We start from the raw sequence: 23,259 nt of genomic DNA, 5'->3' as shown, positions 1-23,259 counted from the left end.
GCTGACCTCAAACTGCCATTGTCCGTGGGTCAGACTACGGCGCCATCTACGCCCGTCATGACCGTCGCGATGCGTGACGGGTGCCATATCGACATCGCTACTGGGGAGAGTCGATGCCCACCTATCGCTATCTGGCCCTGAGCCCCGACGGCCGCCGCCAGCGCGACGTGCTGCAGGCCGAGAGCGAGCGCCAGGCGCGCCAACTGCTGCACGAGCGTGGCCTGTTCCCGCGCCGGCTGGCGCTGGTGCGCGATGCCGGCGCCCCGGGGCGACCGGGTCGCGGGCGCCTCGATCCCACCAGCCTGGCGCTGCTCACGCGCCAGTTGGCGACCCTGGTGGAGGCAGGCATTCCGCTCAGCGACGCCCTCGACGCCCTCACCCGCCAGGCCGAGCGCCAGCGCGAACGCGCGCTGCTGCTGGCGGTGGGCAACCGGGTGCGCGAGGGCCACTCGCTGGCCGACAGCCTGCGCCCCCACGCGAGCTTCGACCTGCTCTACCGCTCGCTGGTCGCCGCCGGCGAGCGCGCCGGACGCCTGGCGCTGGTGCTCGAACGCCTGGCCGACCATCTGGAACGGGTCCAGGCGCAGCGCCAGAAGGCGCGCACCGCGCTGGTCTATCCGCTGGTGCTGGCGGGGGTGTCGCTGGCGGTGGTGAGCGGGCTGATGACCTGGGTGGTGCCACGCCTGGCGCAGCAGTTCGAGCGCTCCGACATGGCGCTGCCGTGGCTGACCCGGCTGATGATCGGTCTCTCCCAACTGACGCTGAGCCTGGGGCCGTGGCTGCTCGCCCTCCTGCTGCTGGGCCTGCCGCTGGCGCTCCGCGTGCTGCGCCGTCCGGCGCCGCGGGCACGGCTCGATGCCCTGCTGCTGCGCCTGCCACGCCTGGGCGAGCTGATCCGGCTGCTCGACACCGGGCGCCTGACCCGCACCCTGGCGATCCTCACGCGCAGCGGCATCGCCCTGCTGGAGGCGCTGCGGGTGAGCCGCGACACCCTGGGCAACCACGGCATGCGCGAGGCGGTGGCGCTGATCGAACAGCGGGTCGAGAGCGGGGTCAGCCTGCACCGGGCGATGCAGGAGTCGGGGCGCTTCTCGCCCTCGCTGCTGCACATGGTCGCCAGTGGCGAGGCCAGCGGCACCCTGGACAGCATGCTCGAGCGCATCGCCGATGCCCAGGAGAGCACCTTCAACCGCCGTGTCGACATGGCCCTGGCGCTGTTCGAGCCGCTGATGATCCTGGTCATGGGCGCGGTGGTGCTGACCGTGGTGCTCGCCATCCTGCTGCCGATCATGCAGCTCAACGGCAGCGTGACGCTGTGACGCCCAGCGCGCCGCCGCCGACGCTATCGCGCGCTACCGGCCCCCGACGCCATCAGCGCCCATCCGCCATTAGTCCATCGGCAATCATTCGCCCGCATGCCATAAGAGAGGAAACGCTATGACACGCCCTCCCCGCCCCGGCCACCAGTCCGGTTTCACCCTGCTCGAGATCATGGTGGTGATCTTCATCATCGGTCTGCTGGTGGCGATCGTCGCCCCCAACGTGCTGAGCAATCAGGACGATGCCATGCGGCAGAAGGCGCGCGCCGATCTCTCGACCCTCGAGCAGGCCCTCGACATGTACCGTCTCGACAACTACCGCTACCCCACCACCCAACAGGGGCTGGCGGCGCTGGTCAGCCCCCCCACCAGCGACCCGCAGCCGGACAACTACCGCGAAGACGGCTATATCCGGCGGCTGCCGGAGGACCCCTGGGGCCACCCCTATCACTACGCCAGCCCCGGCCAGCATGGCCGGGTCGACCTCTACAGCCTGGGCGCCGACAACCAGCCCGGCGGCGAGGGCATCGATGCCGATATCGGCAACTGGATGCTGTGAGGTCTCGTGGCACCCGGGGCTTCTCGCTGATCGAACTGCTGGTGGTGATCGTGATCATCGCCCTGGGCTCGAGCCTCGCCGTGGCCTGGCTGGCAGGTACGCACCCCGGCGAGCGGCTCGACCGCGAGGCCCGCGAACTGGCCGGCGCCTTCCGCCTGGCCGCGGATGTGGCCCGGGCGCGCCAGCGGGTGATCGGCTGGCAGCCGCTGGCCGAGGGTTACCGCTTCGTCAGCTGGCAGCCCGGCCACGGCTGGCAACCCTTCGGCGAACGCCTGGGGCTCGACCCCCAGCGCTGGAACCCGCCGCTGCAGCCCAGCCGTCAGCCGCCGGCCGCCGACACCACCACGCCCTGGCTGGTGTGGCTGCCCGACGGCGAGGTGGTGGGCGCGCATATCCGCCTGGCGGGCGCTGGCGCCAGCCGTACCCTGGCGGTGGATGCGCTCGGGGTCAGCGTGACAGGCAGTGGTCGATGAGTGCCAGGCCCGGCTACCGCAAGGCCCAATGCCAGCGCGGCTTCACCCTGCTCGAGGTGGTGGTGGCGCTGTTCATCCTGGCGCTGATCGCGGTGATCGTCGCCCAGGGCGTGCAGCAGCGCGTGCGCATCGCCGAGAGTGCGGCGCGTCGTGCGCCGCTGCTGCTGTGCGCGCGGGAGTTCGAAAGCCGTGCGGCGCTCGACCACTACTGGCCGCGCCTGGGCACCCAGCAGGGCGAATTGAGCCAGGCGGGACACACCTGCTGGTGGCGCCTGACGGTGAGCGCCACGCCGATCCAGCGCCTGCGTCAGGGGCGCCTGGCGCTCTACGACGCCCCGGACCGCACACACCCGGTCCTCACCTTCACCCTCTATCTGGCACCGCCATGAGAACGCTGGCCGCAAAGACGCCGCACCAGCGCGGCTTTACCCTGCTCGAGGTGATGATCGCCATCGCCCTGACCGCGCTGGTCGGCATCGGCGTGGCGGCGCTGGTCAATCAGCTGGTGAGTACCCGCGAACGTTTCGCCGAACCGGCGCCGCTGGACGCGGAGATCGACTTCAGTCGCCTGCTCACGCGGCGTCTGGAGGCGCTGGTAGAGCGCCCGATACACGCAGGGGGGCGGGCGCTGTTCAACCTGCCACTGGCCTATCGTGCCGATCTGGCACGGCTGGAGTGGGTCTCGCTGGGCGCGGTGGCGCTGCCGGTGGGCGATTTCTACACCCGCCTGCGTCGCCAACGCCTGCAGTGGGATCGCGACGGCGCCACCCTGACGCTCGATTCCAGCGGGCTGCTCGACGCCGCCGGGGAGCCCGAGTGGCAACGGGTGGCGGCACTCGACGACGTCACTGCGCTGACGCTGGCGTTCTTCTCCGCCGGACGCTGGATCGCCTCACCGCCGCCGAACGGCATCGCCCAGGGCGTGCGCGTGCAGTGGCAGCGCCATGGGCGACCGGTGACGCTGACCGTGGTCTTGCCGGAGCTGCTGCCATGAGCGTGCCGTCGCCAGCCCAGCGTGAGCCCGCGGGGGCACCGCGCCAGCGCGGGGCGGCGCTATTGATGGTACTGCTGGCGCTGGCGCTGGTGAGCGTCACGCTGAGCGCGCTGACGCTGCAGGGGCGGCGCGAGCTGACCCGTCTCGAACTGCTGCAGCAGGAGACCCAGGCCGAATTCTACGCCCGCGGCGCGGAGATCATCGCCCGCCGCGCGCTCACCGACGCTGCGGTGCGTCACGCCGATCTGTGGTGGCAGACCCTGGCCGGGCGCCCGCTGCGCTACCCCACCGACGCCGGCGAGCTGCACCTGGTGGTGCACGACCTGCGCACCTGCTTCAACCTCAACGCCCTCGGCGGCAGCCAGGCCGCACTGGCCCAGCAGCAGCTGCGCTACTGGGTGGCCAACTACGCCGGCGAGCGCCTCACCGACATGAATCCGGGCGAGTTCGTCGCCCGTCTCGCCGACTGGATCGATGCCGACAGCCTCTCCCGCGTCGGCGGCATGGATGGCGCCGACTATGCGCGCCTCGATCCGCCCCGGACGAGCGCCGACACCTGGCTCCGCGATCCCAGCGAGATCAACTGGCTGGCGCCTCTGGACAGCCGCCGCGTCGGCCGCTTCGGCGAGCTCTGCACCCTGCCCGACGACGGCCCCTGGCGGCTCGATCTCAATGCCCTCGGGCCCGGCGACCTGCCGCTGCTGGATGCGCTGTTCGAGGGCCAGGTCGATCGCGGCGCCCTGGCCACGCTGCTGCGCGACCGCCCGCCGGGGGGCTACACCAGTCTCGACGCGGTGCGCCAGGTGCTCGGCGGCGATGCGCCCTGGCTCGACCGCTACGGCGGCCGCCTGCGGCTGACCCCGGACTATGTGGCGCTGGATATCCGCATCCGCCTGGCGGGTCAGCACTACGACTTCCAGCGCCTGCTGCTGGCCGAGGGCACCAGCGCCTTCTACCCGCTGCAGCCGGCCGCGCGGGTGCGGGTGCTGAGCCGCCGCAGCGGCTACCCCAGCGACCGGCTCACCGCCACATCCCCGGACGCCGCCGATCCGGCGGCGGACAATCTCTTCACCCAGGAGCAGCCCTGATGCGCCGACCCGGACGCCCGGCGCGCGCCGCCGCCCGCCTGCTCGTCGCCCCACGCGAGCGCCTCGCCCCCGGCGACGACACCCTGGCCGGTATCGACTGGTGCCTCGAAGGCGCCACCCCACAGACGCTGAGCGCCGCCAGCCCCCCCGAAGCGTGGCAGGCGCTGACGCGGCTGGCCGCCAGCCACCCGGTCACCCTGCTGCTGCCGGCGGACGCGGTCAGCCACTTCCATCTCGCCGCCCCGCGCGGGCTCAAGCGCCGCGAGTGGCCGCTGCTGCTGGAGACGGTAACCAGCGATGCGGTGGATCAGCTCCATCTGCATCCGCTGCAGCGCGGCCGCGGCCACCTGGAACTGATCGCCTTGCCGCGGGCCGAGCTCGCCGCCTGGCGCGCCTGGGCGCAGCGCCTCGGTCTGGCCCCGGCGGGTTGGAGCTGCGCCTTCCTGGCACTGCCGCAGCCGGCGGCGCCGGATCAGATCACCACACTCGACGACGGCAGCCACCGGTTGTGTCTGGGGCTGGCCGCACCCGCAGCGCCGGGTGCGCCGGAGACTCGCCAGTGGCTGGCTTGGCCGCGCGACTGGCCGCTGCCGCCGTCCTGGCGCGAGCGCGACTGCCAGGTGGTCGATGGCGCCATCGATACCGATGCCGATACCCATGGCGACACCGGCCAGCCGCGACCGTGCGACGACCACCGAGGCGATGGCGAAAGAGACGACGACAGGAACGCTGGCGGCGAAGCGGCCGCCGAGCAGGCCCGGCGCCGCAGCCTCACCTGGCTGGCGGCGAGCCCCCCCGCCGCGCTGCCGTTCGCCGATGACAGCGGCGCGCGCCGGCCAGGGATCAACTGGCAGCCGCAGCGACGTACACGCTGGCTGGCGGGGGCCATCGCGCTGCTGGCACTGCTCGACGCCTCGCTGTGGCTAGCCACGACCTGGCGCGCAGAGGCCGCGGCCGGGCAGCAACAGGCGGCAGCGCTGGCAGCGCGCTTCGCCGGCCCACCGCCGGTGGACGCCCAGGCGGCGCTGGCCACTCGTGCTGACGCCATCGACGCCCTGGCCCGGCGCAATCGCCAGCTCAGCGAGGCCCTGGCAACGGCTACGGCACAGCTCGCCGCCACGCCCTGGCAGCTATCACGGCTGGCGGTCACCGGCACCCGGGCGAGCCTGACCTGGCGCTACCCCGAGCCGCCGGCGCCGGTGGTGGTGAACCGGGCCCGCCAGGCTCTCGCCACGCTGGGCGAGGCGCAGTGGCAGCCAGGGCCGGGCGAGCTCAGCCTGGCGCTGCCCCTGACCGCCAACGCTCTGGAGCCTAGCCCATGAGCCGATTCACCTTGCGCCTGCCCGCTCGCCTGGCGCCGCTGTGGATGGCGCGCTCGGGGCGGGAGAAGGGTCTGCTGATACTGGCACTGGTCGGCGTGCTGGCCTACGCCGGCCACGCCGCGCTGACGCATCTGCCCGCAGATGACGAGCCGTTCACCGCGGCGAGGTCGGCGCCGAGCCTGCTGCGGCTGCCACCGATCGAAGCGGTGAGCGTCGAGCAATGGCGCAGCGCCGCGGTGGAACATGGCCTGGCACTGACCCGTATCGAAACGCATGACGACAGCGTCGTGACCCGCGGCGAGGCGGCCTCCCCCGCGGCGCTCAGCGAGTTCGCGCGCTGGGCGGCGCAGCGCGGCTGGTGGGCGGTGGCGTGGCAGCTCGAACGCCGCGATGGGCGCAGTCTGGCGCTGGCAGCGCACTGGCGCAGTCAGCTCGAAAGGCCGGCATCTGAGCCAGAGTCAGGAGCGGAGTCGGCATCAGCGCCGGGGGCGGGATCGAAGCCGCTGGATACCCGCGCCAGCGCAACGGAGAGCCCCTGATGAGACGCAGGTTCGTTGTGCTGGGCAGGCTCGGCGCGGGGCTGACGGTGGCCCTCGTCTTCGTCTCGACGTTGGTTCTGACATGGCCGCTGACGACCTTCGGCCCGCAGGCGGCGGTGGCCCGGGACGTCACCCTGGCCGCCCCCTCGGGGACGCTGGCGACGGGCCGCGTGGCGCGCATCGCCTGGCGCGCCGCTGGCTGGCCGCTGGCGCTGGGGCCCCTCGACTGGAAACTGGCCTGGCCCGGGCAACTCGCGCTGACCCTGGGTGAAGGCAGTGGCGCCTGGCACGCCCGCGGCGTCTGGCGCGGCCTCGACACCCACTGGACGCTCACCGGTGGCGATCTCGATGCGCTCGATCTCTCGCGCCTGCCGCTGGCGCTGGCGGCGCGCTGGGAGGGGCAGTTGGATGTCACCCTGCGCGGCACCCGCTGTCTCGCCAGTCACGGCGCGCTGACGGCATCGGATGTCATGTTGCTCACCCCGACCCGGGTCTCGCTGGGCCATGCCCGGCTGCAGCTAGAGTGCGGTGACGGTGCGCCCCGGCTGCGGCTGAACCTGGAACAGGGTCAGGATCTGGCACTCTCGCTGACGCCTGGCGCCAACGGCGGCCAGGGCGAGCTACGCGGCCGCATCGCCGACAGCCATCCGCTGGCCGAGTGGCGTCGACGCCTGGACCCCGACGCCCGCGGCGAGCGTATCGAGCAGCGCTTCCGCTGGTAGCGGTTTCTGGATAACGCCTGCGTGAACCGCGGGCTCGTCAGCCGCGTAGCCGTTCGGCAGCCCGGATGAGCTGCTGCTCAGTGGTCTCCCAGCCCAGACAGGCATCGGTGATCGAGACACCGTAGCGCAGGGCGGCCGGGTTGAGCGGCTGCTTGCCCTCGAAGAGGTGGCTTTCGAGCATCACCCCCATCAGCGCATGCTCGCCGGCCAGACGCTGGTCGACCACGCTGTGCAGCACCTCGGTCTGGCGGCGGTGATCCTTGCGCGAATTGGCGTGGCTGCAGTCGACCATCAGCCGCGGCGTCAGCCCGGCCTGCTCCAGCACACGGCGGCTGGCGGCAATACTGGCGGCATCGTGATTGGGGCCGGCCTGGCCGCCGCGCAGCACCAGATGGGTGAAGGGGTTGCCGGGGGTCTCGATCATCGCCGGCGTGCCCTCGGCGGTGACCCCAAAGTGGCGATGCGCATGCGCCGCCGACTGCATCGCCGCCACCGCCACGTCGACATTGCCCTGGGTGCCATTCTTGAAGCCGACGCAGGCGTCGAGCCCACTGGCCAGCTCGCGGTGGATCTGCGACTCGGTGGTGCGCGCGCCGATCGCGACCCAGCTCAGCAGATCATCGAAGTAGGCCGCGGCCATCGGCTGCAACAGCTCGGTGGCCACCGGCAGGCCCAGCGCGGCGACATCGCGCATCAGCCGCCGGGCGCTGGCCAGGCCCGCCGCCATGTCGTCGCTGCCATCCAGGTGCGGGTCGTAGGCCAGCCCCTTCCAGCCCACCGTGGTGCGCGGCTTCTCGACGTAGACGCGCATCACCAGCAGCAGGCGATCGGCCACGCTGGCCTGCAGCGCGGCCAGACGCTCGGCGTACTCCAGCGCGGCGTCGGGGTCATGGATCGAGCACGGGCCGACCACCACCAGCAGGCGCTCGTCGCGCCCGGTGAGGACATCACGAATGGCTTCGCGCTGACGCTCGATACGCGCGGCGAGCACAGGCTCCAGGGGGATCGCCGCGCGCAGTTCGGCGGCGCTGGGCAGGGTCAGTTCACGCCGACGCGGGGCGCTCTCGGCGGCAGGCTTCAGGGCAGATGTCACGGCGTTCATCATCATCTCATTCCAGGGTTGGGGCCTGAAACGCGAGAACCCCCGGCGGGCTGCTCCGGGGGTTCTCGATACGCGGAAGGCAGCCCTGGTGGGGCGTGCCTCGCGGGTTCAGGTCATGTCGACCGACCGACGGGCACGCCAGTCCTAAACCAGTAGCCATAACCGAAACCAAAGCCCGCATACGCGACAGCACCGCCGAAGAGATCGGCAGCAGCGGCAGCGTGGATGGCGGGGTTGGAAGTCATGGGCTCTCTCGCGTAGATCGTGCCTCTATCCTAACGTGGCGACACGGTTTGACAAGTCTTTTGATGCCAAACCGTGAACGGTTTCGCTTCAGGCTTTACTTGTTCGGACTCGTTGACGAGACTGCCAATCAAGAAAAAGAAAGAATACAAAGGACTTTCATGGCCTACCCGCCCCATGACGTGCTGATCGACAATCTCCAGGCTTGCGCCCGCGGCGATGGTCCTGCATTCGAAAAGCTCTACCGCGCGACCAGCCCGCATCTATATGCGCAGCTGCTGCGTATCGTCAGGCAGGAAGCAGCAGCTCAGGACTGTCTGCAACTCGTCTACCTCCGCGTATGGCAGGTGGCCGGCCAGTACGATGCCGACCGCGCCAGGCCGATGACCTGGCTGTCGACGCTGACGCGCAACATCGGTATCGACTGGCTCAGGCGCCAGCGGCCGCAGGAGGCCGACGGCGACGCCATCATCGAGACGCTGCCGGGCGAATCGGATCTCGAGAGCGAGAGCGACATCCATCAGCAGGCGGAGTCGCTGCAACACTGCTTGACCGAATTGACGATGCAGCAGCGTCAGGCGCTCGAGCTGGCATTTTTCGAGGGTCTGACCCACCACGACCTGGCATCCCATCTGGGCACGCCGCTGGGCACCGTCAAGAGTTGGGTCCGAAGAGGCCTGGAGAGATTGAAAGCATGCATGACACGTTTCGCCTGACCGATCCCGAGGAGCGCGAGGTGGCTGCCGGGGAATATGTCCTGGGCACCCTGACGGGCGCCCAGCGGGCCGAATTCGAGGCCCTGCTGGCGGTCAGCGCGGATCTCCAGCACAGCGTCGAAGCCTGGCGGGAACGGCTGCAGCTCCTCAACCAGCAGTTGGAGCCCGTCGCACCGCCCAAAAGGGTCTGGCCGGATATCGCGGCGCGCCTGGGACTGCGGACGGGGCCGTTGCAACGGCTGGATTTCTGGCGCGCGTTCAGCGGCATCGCTACCGCAGCGGCACTGATCCTGGCGATCGTGGCACTGGTACCGCGGGGACCGGCCATGATGCCGGGCGAGTATGTCTTCGTGATCAACCAGCCCAACGGTCAGACGGCCTGGATCCTGAACGCCACGCTCAACGGCAAGATGATGGTGCAGGCGATATCGCCGGAGCCGATGCCGGAAGACAAGGGCGGTGAGCTATGGATGATGGAGAACGGGACGCCGGTATCGTTGGGCATGCTGCCGAACCATGGCGAAGCCACCATGCAATTGCCTGCCAAGATGCTGGGGCTGATGAAAACCGCCGATTTCGCGGTGAGCATGGAACCCAGGGAGGGTGCGCCAGGCGGCAAACCGACCGGCCCGGTGATCGACGCGGGCAAACTGGTACAGATTCGCAGCGATACCGTCTCGCTGTAGCGCGAGGCGGTGATCCCGGTCGCTCGATCCCGCCGGGGCGGCCGGCTTCAGACCAGGCTACGGCCACCGTCGACCGGCACCACCGTCCCGGTGACGAAGTCGTTGTCGAGCAGATAACGTAGCGTCTGGTAGATGACGCCCGGGCCCGGCACTCGCCATTCGCCCTCGTCGCGGTCTCCCTCGCCGTCGCCCAGCATCACGAGCCCGGGTGCGATGGCGTTGACCTGAATTCGCGGCGCGAACTGTACCGCAAGCGACCGGGTCAGGCTCTCGAGCCCCGCCTTGGTCGCCGCGTAGGCGGCCTGTCCCGCTGCGCCGCGTCGCACCACGCTATCGGTGATATGCACGATATCGCGCTGCGGCTCCTGGCAGGCTTCCAGCAGGCTCCTGGCATGCAGATTGATCAGGTACGGGGCCTGCATGTGAACCCGGAACAGGCGCTCGAAGGTGGCTCCCGCTGCCTCGGGCTCGGGATCCGACAGCCACTCGCCGGCATTGTGGATGATGGCGCGCAGACTCGGGGTGCTGTCCCGGAGACGGGCAATGAAATCGAGAATCCCGGCTTCGCTGCCGAAATCCGCCACCAGTGTCACCGCGCCCCGCTCGCGTAACCGCGACAGTGTCTCCCGCTCTCGCCGATAGGTGACGATCACCGGATGGCCGTCGTCGAGCAGCCGCTCGGCGCAGTGACGCCCCAGGCGTTGCGTTCCGCCGGTGATCAGGATCGGGGACTGGCTCACGGGCGCTCCTTCTCCTCGCCGGGGCTGAGCGGCGCCGTCTCGGGGTCGGCTTCCGGCAGCGGCAGAAAGGGCACGCGGGGGGCGTAGCTGAAGACGTCGGAGTGGACCTGCTCTGCCACCAGCCCCAGCGGCGCCAGGGTGTCGACGCAGGCGTACACCATGCCGGGGGAGCCGGCCAGATAAATCTCGACGCCGTCGAGGGTCTGGATCTCGGCGGCCAGCACCTGATCGACGCGCCCGGTGTGCCAGCGAATGCCGGGCAGGCTCTCGAGCGAGGCTTCCGGTGTCTCGACCACGGCGTGGAGGGTCAGGCTCGAATGCTTCAGTGCCCACTCCCGGGCCAGGGTCTCGGCGTAGAGATCGCGACGCTCGCGCACCGCCCACCAGATCGATATCTCCCGATCGGGTTTTTCGGTCAACGCCGCCTCGACGATGGCCTTGATCTGGGCGAAACCGGTGCCCGCCGCAATCAGCAGCAGGGGTTCCGACCGCCCGGCGGGGAGCGTGCACTCGCCGCTTGGCAACCGCACCGACAGCCGGTTGCGGTGGGTCAAAAGCTCCCGCAGACGTGCCGAGTGGGTGCGCTCGGGCCAGTGCTGAATATGCAACTCCAGCCGCCCGTCGCCGTTCTCGGCACAGGCGATCGAAAAAGGCACCCACGTATCAGGTTGCAGTTCCAGCTCGAGATACTGCCCGGGGGCATGCGCGATCGCCTCGGCACGTCCTTCCAGTATCACCCGGAACACATCGGGCGTCAGATCCTCGACGGACTCCACTTGGCAGGTCAAAGTTCTGACCGTCATGTTCACCTCGTTGCTTGCCGTCATGCCGCCCCGTCTTCGTTCGACTTTCCCACTCGTGCCGGCAGTACCGGCACATCGATACCGTAGCTTTCCCAGCGCTCGTCGACCCGCGATTTGATCGCCGGGTCCATGACGATGGGCTCGCCCCACTCGCGACTCGTCTCGCCAGGCCACTTGTTGGTGGCGTCCAATCCCATCTTGGACCCCAGACCGGCCGTCGGCGAGGCGAAATCGAGATAGTCGATCGGGGTGTTCTCCACCATCACCGTGTCCCGCGCCGGGTCCATGCGCGTGGTGATGGCCCAGATCACGTCCTCCCAGTTACGCGCGTCGACATCGTCGTCCAGCACGATCACGAACTTGGTGTACATGAACTGGCGCAGGAAACTCCAGACGCCCATCATCACGCGCTTGGCATGGCCGGGATACTGCTTCTTCATGGTGACCACCGCCATGCGGTAGGAACACCCCTCCGGCGGCAGGTAAAAGTCGACGATCTCGGGAAACTGCTTGCACAGAATCGGCACGAACACTTCGTTGAGCGCCAGGCCAAGCACGGCGGGTTCGTCCGGCGGCCGGCCGGTATAGGTCGAATGGTAGATCGGATCCCGCCGATGGGTAATGCGCTCGACGGTGAAGACCGGGAACTGCTCGACCTCGTTGTAGTAGCCGGTGTGGTCGCCGTAGGGACCCTCCGGCGCCATGTCGTCGGGATATATGTAGCCCTCGAGCACGATCTCGCTGGAGGCCGGGACTTCCAGATCGGCGTGGCCGCACTTGACCAGCTCGGTGCGGGATCCCCGCAGCAGACCGGCGAAGGCGTACTCGGAGAGGGTATCGGGTACCGGGGTCACCGCGCCGAGGATAGTCGCCGGGTCGGCGCCCAGCGCCACCGCCACCGGGAACGGCTCGCCGGGATGGGCCTGCTGCCATTCGCGGAAATCGAGCGCCCCGCCGCGGTGGGAGAGCCAGCGCATGATCAACCGGTTCTTGCCGAGCTTCTGCTGACGGTAGATGCCCAGATTCTGCCTCGCCTTGTGCGGCCCCTTGGTCACCACCAGCGCCCAGGTCACCAGTGGTGCGACGTCACCGGGCCAGCAGTGCTGAATCGGCAGGCGGTCGAGGTCGACATCCTCGCCTTCGAGCACCACCTGCTGACACGGCGCGGAGCGCAATGTCTTGGGTCCCATGCTCATGACCTGCTTGAAGATCGGCAGCTTCTCCCAGGCGTCCTTCAGCCCCCTGGGCGGATCGGGCTCCTTCAGGAACGCCAGCAGCTTGCCCACCTCCCGCAGCGCTTCGACACTCTCCTGGCCCATGCCGAAGGCGACCCGCTGGGGGGTGCCGAACAGATTCCCCAGCACCGGCATGTCACTGCCCTTGACGTTCTCGAACAGCAGCGCGGGCCCGCCGGCGCGCAGGGTGCGGTCGCAGATCTCGGTGATCTCCAGATAGGGATCCACCTCCACCGTGACACGCTTGAGTTCACCGCGTGACTCCAGCGCCGCGATGAAATCCCGTAAATCGTGATATTTCATACCGTTGCCCGCATCCCGCTATCCAAGAACGCAAAGAGGGCAGCATAACATGCTGCCCTCTATTTTCTGCTTTGTCCCAAAGATCTCATGAAACGTTGAGAGCCGGGTGAGCGAACGACGATGAGACAGGGCGGAAAATCGCGAGAGCGCGGAGTTTACGAGAGTAAATGAGCAGCTTGAGCGATTTTCCAACACAGTATCATCGAGTGCAGCCAGCCCGAATCAACGTCTTTTCATGGCTTCGAAGAATTCAAGATTGGTCTTGGTATCCTTGAGACGATCGATCAGGAATTCGGTGGCGGCCACATCATCCATCGGGTTGAGCAGCTTGCGCAGAATCCACATCCGCTGCATCTCTTCCTCGGACGCGATCAGATCCTCGCGACGTGTGCCCGAGCGGCGGATATTGAAGGCCGGATAGACGCGACGCTCCGCCAGCTTCCGGTCCAGATGGGCTTCCATGTTGCCGGTGCCCTTGAACTCCTCGAAGATCACTTCATCCATCTTCGAACCAGTATCGACCAGCGCCGTGGCGAGGATGGTCAGGCTGCCGCCCTCTTCGATGTTACGTGCGGCACCGAAGAAGCGCTTGGGCTTCTCGAGCGCATGGGCATCGACACCACCGGTCAACACCTTGCCGGAGGAGGGCACGACGGTGTTGTAGGCACGTGCCAGACGGGTGATGGAGTCGAGCAGGATGACCACGTCCTTCTTGTGCTCGACCAGCCGCTTGGCTTTCTCGATCACCATCTCGGCGACCTGGACGTGACGCGCCGGCGGTTCGTCGAAGGTCGAGGCCACGACTTCGCCGCGCACCGTGCGTGACATCTCGGTCACCTCTTCCGGCCGCTCGTCGATCAGCAACACGATCATGTGACATTCGGGGTTGTTGCGGGTGATCGAGGTGGCGATGTTCTGCAGCATCAAGGTCTTACCGGCCTTGGGCGGCGACACGATCAGGCCACGCTGGCCCTTGCCGATCGGCGCCGTGAGATCGATCACGCGGGCGGTGATGTCCTCGGTGGAGCCGTTGCCGATCTCCATCACCATCCGTTCCTGCGGGAACAGCGGCGTCAGGTTCTCGAATAGAATCTTGTGCTTGGCGTTTTCCGGCTTGTCGAAATTGATCTCGTTGACTTTCAACAGCGCGAAATAGCGCTCACCCTCTTTCGGCGGCCGGATCTTGCCGGAGATCGAGTCGCCCTTGCGCAGATTGAAGCGGCGAATCTGGGAGGGAGAGACATAAATGTCGTCGGGGCCGGCCAGATAGGAGGAGTCGGCGCTACGCAGGAAACCGAATCCGTCCTGCAGAATCTCCAGGACGCCATCGCCGTAGATGTCTTCACCGCTCTTGGCGTGCTTCTTCAGGATGGCGAAGATGATGTCCTGCTTGCGTGAGCGCGCCAGATTGTCGATGCCCATCTCGCGGGCGATATCCAGCAGTTCAGGAACGGATTTTTGCTTGAGTTCGGTTAGATTCATGAGTTCGGTCAGAGAGGGCTCGTGTCGCAGGCAATGACTTTTGCCGAGATAGAAAAGAAGGACAAGAGGCGGTCAGTTCAAATGCCGCGCGGCGCGTTCAGTCGTCCCAGAAGCTAGGCGCTTCGCATGGTCTGTTGGACCTGCCATCAACCAGGTCGGGATGCCGACTTGGCGTGTGACGTAAGGTGCCGGGAGAGCGATTCGATTCGCCTGCAATCTCGCGGAAAGAGTCATCCGAAAGAGTGGTCGCTATCCAAAGATCGGCGTTGGCCGAAAATCGGTACTGGGATTGACTGACGACTTGGGGGACCGCGACGCGGTCAAGAAGCATTCGGAACAGGCGAACGTCCAGATGGTAGACAAGCTATCTTCCGAAAGCAAGTCACGAATATGGAGGTCGTGGGTCATAAGATCAAGTGCCGCTGTCCAGGCCAGCCAAGGAAATCGGCGTGCGATGACCAGATCCGTTAAAAAAACGGCGCAACCGGACCGGGCAGGCCTCCCCAGCGCGGGTATCGACGCGTACATCGAGCTGACTTCCAACGCGGTATCGCCAGGCACGCGCAGTCGTCGTAGCCAGCCTAATGGCGCGTACACTCCTCGCCCACCTGCAGCAGCTGCGATTCCGACAAGGCTCCGACCCGCGTCAGTCGAGGCTCCCCGTCGACGAACAGAATCAGCGTGGGCGTCCCCTTGACCCCGTACCGTTCGGCCAGTGTCGGCTCGCGGTCCACATCCACCACGCCCACCGGTAAATCGCGGATCGACTCGTGAGAGACCGAGGAGAGCCGCGACAACAGCGTTTCGCAGGGCTGACACCAGTCGGCAACGAAGATCGCCAGCCAAGGCGACTCCCGCGCTTCGCGCTGCTGCTCGAAAGTCTCGCTATTGAGATGACGCCGCGCTGACTGCATGAGCCTCCGTCCCGCTCGTGAAAGTGACCTCGCCTGGCAGCATGCCTGCCGCCCCGGCGATTGACAAGGCCACGCCCCCACCGCAATCTTGAGCCACCCGACGCAGGGCCCTGGATGCCAGTAACGACATGGCGTCACCGCTGCCCTGCGGACACCCACGTCTTTACGCCAGCCTTCGAGGACGCCACGCCATGAGCGGGAAGTCGACCGCCACAGACGCGACGCGCCGTCTGGCCGCCATCGATCTCGGTTCCAACAGTTTTCACCTGCTGGTGGCCAACTATCAGGACAGCCAGCTGCAGGTCGTCGCCAAGATGGGCGAGAAGGTCCAGCTCGCAGCCGGGCTGGACGATCAGGAGAACTTCACCGACGCCGCCATGGATCGAGCGCTGGCGTGTCTGGAACGCTTCGCCCCCTTCGTTGCCGGCGTCGCCGCCGCCGACCTGCGTATCGTCGGCACCAATGCGCTCCGCTCGGCCCGCAACGCGCGCGCCCTGATCGATCGTGCCGAGGCCCTGATCGGCCATCCGATCGAGATCATCGGCGGTCGTGAAGAGGCACGCCTGATCTACCTGGGGGCCGCCCACGCGCTGGCCGAAGTCCACGGCCGACGCCTGATCGTCGATATCGGCGGCGGCTCCACCGAGTTCATCATCGGCGAGGATTTCGAACCGCAGGCGCTGGAGAGCCTCCACATGGGCTGTGTCGCCTACACCGGCGCGTTCTTCGCCAGTGGGGAGCTCAGCGAGAAGCGTTTCCGACGCGCCGAGATGGCCGCGCTGTCCGAGCTGGCCAACATCCAGCGCCAGTACTGCCGGCTGGGATGGCAGGACCCGATCGGTTCCAGCGGCACGATCAAGGCGGTGGCGGCCGTGCTCGGAGCACGAGGCGACGGGGACGCCACGCTGATCGAACGCGACGCACTGATGAAACTGCGGAAGCGACTGATCGGCTTCGGTCAACTGGACAAGGTCGCCATGGAAGGTCTGAAGGAGGACCGGGCGCGGGTCTTCCCGGCGGGTGTCGCCATCCTCTGCGCGGTGTTCGAAGCCTTCGACCTCCAGCGGATGCGCTATTCCGATGGCGCGCTGCGGGAAGGCGTGCTGTTCGACCTGATCGGCCGCAGCACTCCGGAGGATTCCCGCCGTCACAGCGTGGAATTGCTGATGCGGCGCTACAGCGTCGAGGCCTCCCATGCCGACCACGTGATGGAAACCGCCATGGTCGCATTCGACCAGGTTAGCGAAGCATGGGCCCTCGGTGAGGAGCAGCGGCTGTTCCTGATCTGGGCGGCCCAGCTGCACGAGATCGGCCTGGCGATCTCCCATAGCCAGTTCCATCGCCATGGGGCCTATCTCATCGAATACTCCGACCTGACCGGTTTCTCGCGGCCAGAGCAGCAGGCGCTGGCCTTTCTGGTCCGGGCGCATCGACGCAAGTTCGCCCACAAGGAACTGGAGGCGCTGCCCAGCGCCATACAGCCCGCCTACTGCCGGCTGGCCCGCCTGCTGCGGCTGGCGGTCATGCTCAATCATCCGCGTCCGGAACAGGCGCCGGTGGATTTTCAGCTGGCCTGCAAAGGTGACGATCTGCACCTCTCGCTACCGGAGATCAGTTTCCAGGCGCTACTGCTCAACGACCTCGAACAGGAGGCGGAATACCAGAAGGCCGCCGGGCTGACGCTGACTTACGACGTCTGAACGCGGCGCCACTTCAGCCGTCGTCTCCCGACTGCGCTTCCACCGCTGCCGGAGTCGGCAGCGCCGTCTGCCGCCATCCTTCGGCAGTCAGCGCGCCCAGCACGGCCACGAGCTCCTCGCCATGCCACACCAGTGGCAGCCGATCGCGCTGCCAGGGCGGTATGCCGACCTCCTGCAACAGCCGCTTGATGTCCCGCCTGCCCCGGCCGGCCAGGCGCATGGTCTCGCCGCCTCGGCGCAGGCCGACTCGCAGCGCCGGCCTGGCCGGATCGTGCGGCCAGGGTCCGAGCGACCATGAGTGCACACCCCAGGGCGTCTCGAGCGGCGCCCTGCCATCCCACGGCCGCTGCCAGTCGGAATCGATCGCCACCGGTGGCGCCATCAGAAACAGATGATCGCGCCAGATGCGCGCCTCGCCCCCCGCCCAGGCGATGGCCGGCAACCGGTCCCCCCTCGCCGCGTGCAACTGGCGTTCGAGTTCCGTGAGACGTGTGGTCGGTGGAGTGGGGAGCCCTTGCCATTGAAGTGCATGGCGCACCAGCAGGCGCAGGCGGGCCGGGGTCAGGGTTCGCAGTGTCGTCAGCGGCAGGCGCTCCGGGTCGCCACCGGCCGCCACGAGATCGATCGCCGCCAGCTCTCCCAGCAGTTCGTCGGCCTCCTGCAGATGCGCGGCGCTGCGCCCGACGACCTCGGCCAGCCTCGGCCAGCGCGACCGCAGCGGCGGCATGGCGTGAGCGCGCAGATAGTTGCGATCGAACCCCATCTCGGCGTTGGTGGGGTCATCGCACCAGACGATCTCCCGGCGTCGGGCCTCAACCACGAGGTCGGCACGAGACAGGGCCAACCAGGGTCGCTCGATCCGGATTCCCCGCCATTCGCGGGTTGGCGGCATGCCCGCCAGACCTCGCACGCCACTGCCCCGCAGCGCCGCCAACAGCAATGTCTCGGCCTGATCGTCAGCGTGGTGCGCCAGCCACAGCCGGTCGCCGGCAGCGAGCGTTTCGGCGAACGCCCGGTAACGGGCTTCCCGGGCGGCGGCCTCTACGCCCCGCCCCGACGGTTCCACCTCGACCCGGGCCACACTCAGTGGCACCGTCAGCGCCCGGCACAGCGCACGGCAGTGGGTCTCGAAACCGTCCGCCGCCGCCTGCAGGCCATGGTTGACATGAATCGCCCGCAGCTCGATGCCGCGCCGGCGCGCCAGTGGCGCCACGACGTGCAACAGCAGCGAGGAGTCGAGACCACCGGAGAGCGCCACCCATACGCTACTGCCCGGCACATGATCCGCCAGGGTGCTATCGAGAATCGCTTCGAGGGAGGATCGCACGGCGGCCTCCTGCGTGCCGGGGTGAGGGTGCCTGGCGTATGGCGGGGAATTCTCGCCGGGACTGGAGGTCCAGGAGGATAGGCGCCCAGCAAAGTCCGAACAGGGCGGAAGACGGAAACCGGCAAGGCAGCGGATTGACGTGGGTATCAATGAGCCTGCCTTGCCGGTCGACTCGTTACGCTCGCCCTCCGGGCCAGTCCTCGGCGCGCCGACTCAATGCCGGGTGGGCGAGCGCGGGAGCACCATCAAGCGGCAGGAGCACCGTAGGACATCAGTCGTCCATAGCGCCGTTCGAGCAACGTCTCGGTATCCATCGCCTGCAGCCGATCCAGACTGCCCGTCAGCGCTTCCTTCAACTTGTCGGCGGTCTTGCGCGGATTGCGGTGGGCGCCACCCAGCGGCTCGTCGATCAGGGTATCCACGAAGCCCAGTTCCTTCAGCCGCTCGGCGGTGATCCCCATCGCCTGGGCCGCTTCGGAGGCCTTCTCGGCGCTCTTCCACAGGATCGAGGCACAGCCTTCCGGCGAGATCACCGAATAGGTGGAGTACTGCAGCATCTGCAGCTCGTCGCAGACCCCGATGGCCAGCGCCCCGCCGGAACCGCCCTCGCCGATGACGGTGGAAATGATCGGCGTCTTCAAGCGCGACATCACCGCCAGGTTGTAGGCGATCGCTTCCGACTGGCCGCGCTCCTCGGCATCGATCCCGGGATAGGCGCCGGGCGTGTCGATGAAGGTCAGTACCGGCATCTTGAAGCGCTCGGCCATCTCCATCAGACGGCACGCCTTGCGGTAGCCTTCGGGGCGCGGCATGCCGAAGTTGCGTCGCACCTTCTCCTTCACGTCGCGGCCTTTCTGGTGACCGATGATCATCACCGGCTTGTCGTCGAGACGCGCCACGCCACCCACCAGCGCCGCGTCGTCGGCGAAATGGCGATCGCCGTGCAGCTCGTCGAAGTCGGTGAAGATGCTGGCGAGATAGTCGAGCGTGTAGGGCCGCTGCGGATGCCGCGACAGCTGCGTCACCTGCCAGGCGGTCAGGTCGCGGAAGATCTGCTCGGTGAGCTTGCGGCTCTTCTCTTCGAGCTTGCCGATCTCGTCACTCAGGCTGATGCGGCTATCGTTACCGACCAGACGCAGCTCTTCGATCTTGGCCTGAAGTTCGGCAATCGGTTGTTCAAAGTCTAGGTAATTGGGATTCATAGAGCTTCTACTGTGTGATCCTGGCAAGCTTCGATTTCTGAAATACCGGCGACTGGCGTGCCGCGAAACGGATGATTATCGCACCTTCACGGATGTTGGCAAACAACCGCCCCCGGTGCGCAGTCAGCCGCCACGGTAGCGTAACGCGACGTTTTCATAGCCCTCGACCTCGCGAAGTGCCGTCATCAACTCATCGCTGGGTGACACCTTCCACGAGGCAGCGAGCTCGAAACAGCCGCTGGCCTTGGCGTTACGATAGCGCACCCGTACCGGCAGACCGGAGTCGCTCAGCCACGGCGAAAGGCTGTCGTGCAGGGTGCGGGAGAAACGCCCGTTGAGTCGACCGCCGTCGACGGACAGCTCCACCGCCTCGCCGAAGCGAGCGCGGGCGTCGGCCATCAGGGTGACGTCCTTACTGCGCAGACGCAAACCGCCGGAGTAGTCATCGCTCGAGACTTCGCCCTCGATGATCAGCACCTGGTCGGCGGTCAGCTTTCCGCGCACCTGGTCGAACAGCTCGCCGAACAGCGACGCCTCGATCCGGCCCGTTCGATCATCGAGAGTGACGAACGCCATGGTGTCGCCACGCTTGGACTTCATGGTCCGCATCGCGACGACCAGCCCGGCGACCCGTTGGGGCTCCCGCGACGGCTTGAGATCGACGATCCGAGTCGCCACGAAGCGCTTGAGCTCGTGCTCGTACTCGTCGATCGGGTGGCCGGTGAGATAGAGCCCGAGCGTATCCTTCTCGCCGGCCAGGCGCTCCTTGTCGCTCCAGTCCCGAGCGTGTCGGTAGTCGGCATAGATGTCCTGGTTCTCGTCGGCGTCGACGAACGCCTCGCCGAACATGTCCATCATCCCCAGGTTCTGGTTGGCCTGGTTCTGCGACGCGGCCTTGATGGCGGCATCCAGGGAGGCTGCCAGCACCGCTCGCGACGGCCCCAGCGTATCCAGCGCGCCGGAGCGGATCAGCGCCTCGAGGGTGCGCTTGTTCATGCGCTTGCCGTCGATGCGGCGACAGAAATCGAACAGGTCGGAGAATCCGCCATCGGCTTCCCGCGCCTCGACGATGGCGCCGATCGGCCCTTCGCCGACGCCGCGAATGGCACCGAGCCCGTAGACGACCTGGCCCTCTTCGTCGACGGTGAACTTGTACGCGCCGACGTTGACGTTGGGCGGCGTCACCGTGAGCCCGATATGGCGGCACTCCTCGATCAAGGGCACGACCTTGTCGAGGTTGTCCATCTCCGTCGAGAGCACCGCCGCCATGAACGGCGCGGGGTAATGCGCCTTCAGCCACGCCGTCTGGTAGGAAACGAGGCCGTAGGCGGCCGAGTGCGACTTGTTGAAGCCGTAGCCGGCGAACTTCTCCACCAGGTCGAACAGGTTGCCGGCCAGATCCTTGTCGATGCCGTTGTTGGCGCACCCCTCCATGAAGCCGGCGCGCTGCTTGGCCATCTCCTCCGGCTTCTTCTTGCCCATGGCACGACGCAGCATGTCGGCCTGGCCCAGGGTGTAGCCGGCCAGGACCTGGGCGATCTGCATCACCTGCTCCTGGTAGAGGATGATGCCGTAGGTCGGCTCCAGTACCGGTTTGAGCAGTTCATGCTGGTAGTCGGGGTGGGGATAGGCCAGCTCGGCGCGGCCATGCTTACGGTTGATGAAGTCATCGACCATGCCGGATTGCAGCGGCCCCGGACGGAACAGTGCGACGAGGGCGATCATGTCCTCCAGCGAGTCCGGCTGCAGCCGCTTGATCAGCTCCTTCATGCCCCGCGATTCGAGCTGGAACACCGCCGTGGTCTCGGCCTTCTTGAGCATGTCGAAGGTCGGCTTGTCGTCGAGCGGGATGGTGCTGATGTCGAGCGGACCGACCCCATCACGCGCGCGCACCACGTCGACCATCTCCAGCGCCCAGTCGATGATGGTGAGCGTGCGCAGGCCGAGGAAGTCGAACTTGACCAGCCCGGCGTCCTCGACGTCGTTCTTGTCGAACTGGACCACCAGCCCCGAACCGTTCTCCTCGCACAGCAGCGGCGAGAAGTCGGTGAGCTTGGTCGGGGCGATGACGACGCCCCCGGCGTGCTTGCCGGTCCCCCGGGTGATGCCCTCGAGCTTGAGCGCCATCTCCCAGATTTCGGCGGCCTCCTCGTCGTACTCGAGGTACTCCTTGAGCTGCGGCTCCTGCTCGATCGCCTTGGCCAGGGTCATGCCGACCTCGAACGGGATCAGCTTGGAGAGCTTGTCGCCCATCGAGTAGGGCTTGCCCTGGGCACGCGCCACGTCGCGGACCACCGCCTTGGCGGCCATGGTGCCGAAGGTGACGATCTGCGAGACCGCATTGCGGCCGTAGCGATCGGCCACGTAATCGATGACCCGGTCGCGCTTCTCCATGCAGAAGTCGACATCGAAGTCGGGCATCGAGACACGTTCCGGGTTGAGGAAGCGTTCGAACAGCAGGTCGTATTCCAGCGGGTCGAGATCGGTGATCTTGAGCACGTAGGCGACCAGCGAGCCGGCCCCCGAACCGCGCCCCGGACCGACGGGGATGTCGTTATCCTTGGCCCACTGGATGAAGTCCATCACGATCAGGAAGTAACCGGGGAACCCCATCTTGAGGATGATATCGAGCTCGAAATCGAGGCGCTTGCGGTATTCCGGCTCATGCTCCGCCAGCGAGCGACCGGGGTAGATCGGCGTCTCCCCGCCGAACAGCTGGTTCAGGCGATCGGTCAGGCCGTCATGGGAGATCTTGCGGAAGAATTGATCCTGGGTCAGCCCCTCGGGAATCGGATACTCGGGCAGGAATATCTCGCCCAGACGCACGCTGGCGCTGCAGCGGGCGGCGATCATCACGCTGTTCTCGAGCGCCTCGGGGATATCGGCGAAGAGTTCGGCCATCTCCTCGGGCGTTTTCAGATACTGCTCTTCGCTGTAGCGCTTCTCGCGGCGGGGATCCTCCAGCGCCTTGCCCTCCCCGATCGAGACCCGGGTCTCGTGCGCCCAGTAGTCGTCGCGCTCGAGAAAACGCACGTCGTTGGTCGCCACCACCGGCACGCCGCTCTCGCTGGCCAGCCGAACGGAGTGATGCACGCACTCCTCGTCGTACTGGCGGCCGGTACGCTGGAGCTCGAGATAGAAGCGGCCGGGAAAATACCGCTGCCACTCCTCCAGCAGTTGACGCGCGGTGGTGACCTGCTCGGCGATCAGGAAACGCCCGATCTCCCCTTCCCGGGCGCCGGACAGCGCGATCAGCCCCTCGTTCTGCTCGAAGACCCAGGCCTTGTCGAGAATCGCCATGTTCTGGCGCTGGCCGTCGGTCCAGGCCCGCGAGATCAGCTCGGTCAGATTGCGATAGCCGGTGTCGTCCATCGCCAGCAGCGTCAGGCGATAGGGGTGGCTCTCGTCGTGAGCGTTGTGCAGCCACAGGTCGGCGCCGATGATCGGCTTCAGGCCGGCCCCCTGGGCCGCCTTGTAGACCTTCACCAGACCGAACAGATTGGTGTCGTCGGTCACGGCCACGGCCGGCATGCCGGCCTCGGCGGTGGCCTTGATCAGCGGTTTGAGCCGGACCAGGCCATCGACCAGAGAGTATTCGCTATGGACACGAAGGTGAACGAAAGGTGTTGTCATGACGAACTCGAGTCAGGCGGCGAGTGAATTCGGATATCGGGCATGCGATCCCGCCATGCGGCCGACGACGCCATGACGCATCGACGCGGCCGGCACATCGGCAGGACCAGCATGCCCAAAGGCGGTACGGGCCACAATGGCCCTATCGATCAAGGCG

At 67.3% G+C, this 23,259-nt stretch carries 21 protein-coding genes; 12 read left to right on the top strand and 9 right to left on the bottom strand.

All coding sequences use genetic code 11. The features are described from left to right. Positions 1-113: 113 nt before the first annotated feature. From gspF to DOM45_RS16385, 9 genes are all read left to right on the top strand, one after another. Complete coding sequence (gene gspF / locus DOM45_RS16425) at positions 114-1,319, top strand: type II secretion system inner membrane protein GspF (RefSeq protein WP_110602278.1); 1,206 nt, start codon at positions 114-116, stop codon at positions 1,317-1,319. Between the two features lie 118 nt (positions 1,320-1,437). Continuing rightward, positions 1,438-1,878, top strand: a complete 441-nt coding sequence (gene gspG / locus DOM45_RS16420) for a type II secretion system major pseudopilin GspG (protein ID WP_110602276.1) — start codon at positions 1,438-1,440, stop codon at positions 1,876-1,878. Next, positions 1,875-2,351, top strand: a complete 477-nt coding sequence (locus tag DOM45_RS16415) for a GspH/FimT family pseudopilin (protein WP_157958457.1) — start codon at positions 1,875-1,877, stop codon at positions 2,349-2,351. Before gspG ends, DOM45_RS16415 begins: the two co-directional genes overlap by 4 nt. After that, positions 2,348-2,740 (top strand): type II secretion system protein, encoded by a 393-nt coding sequence (locus tag DOM45_RS16410; RefSeq protein WP_110602273.1) that lies wholly within the window; start codon positions 2,348-2,350, stop codon positions 2,738-2,740. The genes DOM45_RS16415 and DOM45_RS16410 overlap by 4 nt, the downstream gene beginning before the upstream one ends. Then, positions 2,737-3,345 carry a PulJ/GspJ family protein gene (locus DOM45_RS16405; protein ID WP_110602272.1) on the top strand — a complete coding sequence of 203 codons (609 nt, stop codon included), beginning with the start codon at positions 2,737-2,739 and terminating at the stop codon, positions 3,343-3,345. The genes DOM45_RS16410 and DOM45_RS16405 overlap by 4 nt, the downstream gene beginning before the upstream one ends. Next, positions 3,342-4,433, top strand: a complete 1,092-nt coding sequence (gene gspK / locus DOM45_RS16400) for a type II secretion system minor pseudopilin GspK (protein WP_110602270.1) — start codon at positions 3,342-3,344, stop codon at positions 4,431-4,433. The genes DOM45_RS16405 and gspK overlap by 4 nt, the downstream gene beginning before the upstream one ends. After that, on the top strand, positions 4,433-5,755 hold the full coding sequence (locus DOM45_RS16395; protein WP_110602269.1) for a type II secretion system protein GspL: 1,323 nt from the start codon (positions 4,433-4,435) through the stop codon (positions 5,753-5,755). Before gspK ends, DOM45_RS16395 begins: the two co-directional genes overlap by 1 nt. Then, complete coding sequence (locus DOM45_RS16390; protein WP_110602267.1) at positions 5,752-6,294, top strand: hypothetical protein; 543 nt, start codon at positions 5,752-5,754, stop codon at positions 6,292-6,294. Before DOM45_RS16395 ends, DOM45_RS16390 begins: the two co-directional genes overlap by 4 nt. Continuing rightward, on the top strand, positions 6,294-7,016 hold the full coding sequence (locus DOM45_RS16385; RefSeq protein WP_110602265.1) for a hypothetical protein: 723 nt from the start codon (positions 6,294-6,296) through the stop codon (positions 7,014-7,016). The genes DOM45_RS16390 and DOM45_RS16385 overlap by 1 nt, the downstream gene beginning before the upstream one ends. A 37-nt stretch (positions 7,017-7,053) precedes the next feature. Here DOM45_RS16385 and DOM45_RS16380 read toward each other — a convergent pair whose 3' ends face one another. Further along, complete coding sequence (locus tag DOM45_RS16380) at positions 7,054-8,118, bottom strand: 3-deoxy-7-phosphoheptulonate synthase (RefSeq protein ID WP_110602312.1); 1,065 nt, start codon at positions 8,116-8,118, stop codon at positions 7,054-7,056. A gap of 404 nt (positions 8,119-8,522) precedes the next feature. Between DOM45_RS16380 and DOM45_RS16375 the strand changes: the two genes are divergently transcribed. Continuing rightward, a complete protein-coding gene (locus DOM45_RS16375; RefSeq protein WP_110602264.1) occupies positions 8,523-9,077 on the top strand; it encodes a sigma-70 family RNA polymerase sigma factor in 555 nt (184 codons plus the stop codon). Continuing rightward, complete coding sequence (locus DOM45_RS16370) at positions 9,056-9,763, top strand: anti-sigma factor (RefSeq protein WP_110602261.1); 708 nt, start codon at positions 9,056-9,058, stop codon at positions 9,761-9,763. Before DOM45_RS16375 ends, DOM45_RS16370 begins: the two co-directional genes overlap by 22 nt. A gap of 47 nt (positions 9,764-9,810) precedes the next feature. Here DOM45_RS16370 and folM read toward each other — a convergent pair whose 3' ends face one another. From folM to DOM45_RS16345, 5 genes are all read right to left on the bottom strand, one after another. Beyond that, positions 9,811-10,503 carry a dihydromonapterin reductase gene (gene folM / locus DOM45_RS16365; protein WP_110602260.1) on the bottom strand — a complete coding sequence of 231 codons (693 nt, stop codon included), beginning with the start codon at positions 10,501-10,503 and terminating at the stop codon, positions 9,811-9,813. Continuing rightward, positions 10,500-11,306: an FAD-binding oxidoreductase gene (locus DOM45_RS16360; protein ID WP_110602311.1), complete on the bottom strand. Its 807-nt coding sequence runs from the start codon at positions 11,304-11,306 to the stop codon at positions 10,500-10,502. The genes folM and DOM45_RS16360 overlap by 4 nt, the downstream gene beginning before the upstream one ends. A 20-nt stretch (positions 11,307-11,326) precedes the next feature. Next, entirely contained in the window at positions 11,327-12,844 is a 1,518-nt protein-coding gene (gene ubiD, locus DOM45_RS16355) for a 4-hydroxy-3-polyprenylbenzoate decarboxylase (protein WP_110602259.1), read from the bottom strand. A 222-nt stretch (positions 12,845-13,066) separates the two neighbouring features. Beyond that, positions 13,067-14,326, bottom strand: a complete 1,260-nt coding sequence (gene rho / locus DOM45_RS16350) for a transcription termination factor Rho (protein WP_110602257.1) — start codon at positions 14,324-14,326, stop codon at positions 13,067-13,069. Between the two features lie 581 nt (positions 14,327-14,907). Continuing rightward, positions 14,908-15,240: a thioredoxin domain-containing protein gene (locus tag DOM45_RS16345; protein ID WP_110602256.1), complete on the bottom strand. Its 333-nt coding sequence runs from the start codon at positions 15,238-15,240 to the stop codon at positions 14,908-14,910. A gap of 191 nt (positions 15,241-15,431) precedes the next feature. Here DOM45_RS16345 and DOM45_RS16340 point away from each other — a divergent pair, with 191 nt between their 5' ends. Continuing rightward, entirely contained in the window at positions 15,432-16,940 is a 1,509-nt protein-coding gene (locus DOM45_RS16340) for a Ppx/GppA phosphatase family protein (protein ID WP_110602254.1), read from the top strand. Between the two features lie 13 nt (positions 16,941-16,953). Here the strand turns inward: DOM45_RS16340 and tilS are convergent, their stop codons facing one another. The 3 genes from tilS to dnaE form a co-directional block, all read right to left on the bottom strand. After that, the gene (gene tilS, locus DOM45_RS16335) at positions 16,954-18,267 is read right to left on the bottom strand and encodes a tRNA lysidine(34) synthetase TilS (protein WP_110602252.1); all 1,314 of its coding nucleotides are present in this window, start codon (positions 18,265-18,267) and stop codon (positions 16,954-16,956) included. Between the two features lie 245 nt (positions 18,268-18,512). After that, positions 18,513-19,469: an acetyl-CoA carboxylase carboxyl transferase subunit alpha gene (accA, locus tag DOM45_RS16330; RefSeq protein WP_110602251.1), complete on the bottom strand. Its 957-nt coding sequence runs from the start codon at positions 19,467-19,469 to the stop codon at positions 18,513-18,515. A gap of 123 nt (positions 19,470-19,592) precedes the next feature. Next, positions 19,593-23,102, bottom strand: a complete 3,510-nt coding sequence (dnaE, locus tag DOM45_RS16325) for a DNA polymerase III subunit alpha (RefSeq protein ID WP_110602249.1) — start codon at positions 23,100-23,102, stop codon at positions 19,593-19,595. Positions 23,103-23,259: the final 157 nt, after the last annotated feature.

It is taken from the genome of Salinicola lusitanus, from assembly GCF_003206045.1.
Taxonomy (GTDB): domain Bacteria; phylum Pseudomonadota; class Gammaproteobacteria; order Pseudomonadales; family Halomonadaceae; genus Salinicola; species Salinicola lusitanus.
This window is presented reverse-complemented; position numbering and strand designations above follow the sequence as displayed.

Bases quoted from the DNA above. Each gene is read 5' to 3' on its own strand.
- gspF (WP_110602278.1), top strand. From the start codon at position 114: ATGCCCACCTATCGCTATCTGGCCCTGAGCCCCGACGGCCGCCGCCAG.
- gspG (WP_110602276.1), top strand. From the start codon at position 1,438: ATGACACGCCCTCCCCGCCCCGGCCACCAGTCCGGTTTCACCCTGCTC.
- DOM45_RS16410 (WP_110602273.1), top strand. From the start codon at position 2,348: ATGAGTGCCAGGCCCGGCTACCGCAAGGCCCAATGCCAGCGCGGCTTC.
- DOM45_RS16405 (WP_110602272.1), top strand. From the start codon at position 2,737: ATGAGAACGCTGGCCGCAAAGACGCCGCACCAGCGCGGCTTTACCCTG.
- gspK (WP_110602270.1), top strand. From the start codon at position 3,342: ATGAGCGTGCCGTCGCCAGCCCAGCGTGAGCCCGCGGGGGCACCGCGC.
- DOM45_RS16395 (WP_110602269.1), top strand. From the start codon at position 4,433: ATGCGCCGACCCGGACGCCCGGCGCGCGCCGCCGCCCGCCTGCTCGTC.
- DOM45_RS16390 (WP_110602267.1), top strand. From the start codon at position 5,752: ATGAGCCGATTCACCTTGCGCCTGCCCGCTCGCCTGGCGCCGCTGTGG.
- DOM45_RS16385 (WP_110602265.1), top strand. From the start codon at position 6,294: ATGAGACGCAGGTTCGTTGTGCTGGGCAGGCTCGGCGCGGGGCTGACG.
- DOM45_RS16380 (WP_110602312.1), bottom strand. From the start codon at position 8,118: ATGAACGCCGTGACATCTGCCCTGAAGCCTGCCGCCGAGAGCGCCCCG.
- DOM45_RS16375 (WP_110602264.1), top strand. From the start codon at position 8,523: ATGGCCTACCCGCCCCATGACGTGCTGATCGACAATCTCCAGGCTTGC.
- DOM45_RS16370 (WP_110602261.1), top strand. From the start codon at position 9,056: ATGCATGACACGTTTCGCCTGACCGATCCCGAGGAGCGCGAGGTGGCT.
- DOM45_RS16360 (WP_110602311.1), bottom strand. From the start codon at position 11,306: ATGACGGTCAGAACTTTGACCTGCCAAGTGGAGTCCGTCGAGGATCTG.
- ubiD (WP_110602259.1), bottom strand. From the start codon at position 12,844: ATGAAATATCACGATTTACGGGATTTCATCGCGGCGCTGGAGTCACGC.
- rho (WP_110602257.1), bottom strand. From the start codon at position 14,326: ATGAATCTAACCGAACTCAAGCAAAAATCCGTTCCTGAACTGCTGGAT.
- DOM45_RS16345 (WP_110602256.1), bottom strand. From the start codon at position 15,240: ATGCAGTCAGCGCGGCGTCATCTCAATAGCGAGACTTTCGAGCAGCAG.
- DOM45_RS16340 (WP_110602254.1), top strand. From the start codon at position 15,432: ATGAGCGGGAAGTCGACCGCCACAGACGCGACGCGCCGTCTGGCCGCC.
- accA (WP_110602251.1), bottom strand. From the start codon at position 19,469: ATGAATCCCAATTACCTAGACTTTGAACAACCGATTGCCGAACTTCAG.
- dnaE (WP_110602249.1), bottom strand. From the start codon at position 23,102: ATGACAACACCTTTCGTTCACCTTCGTGTCCATAGCGAATACTCTCTG.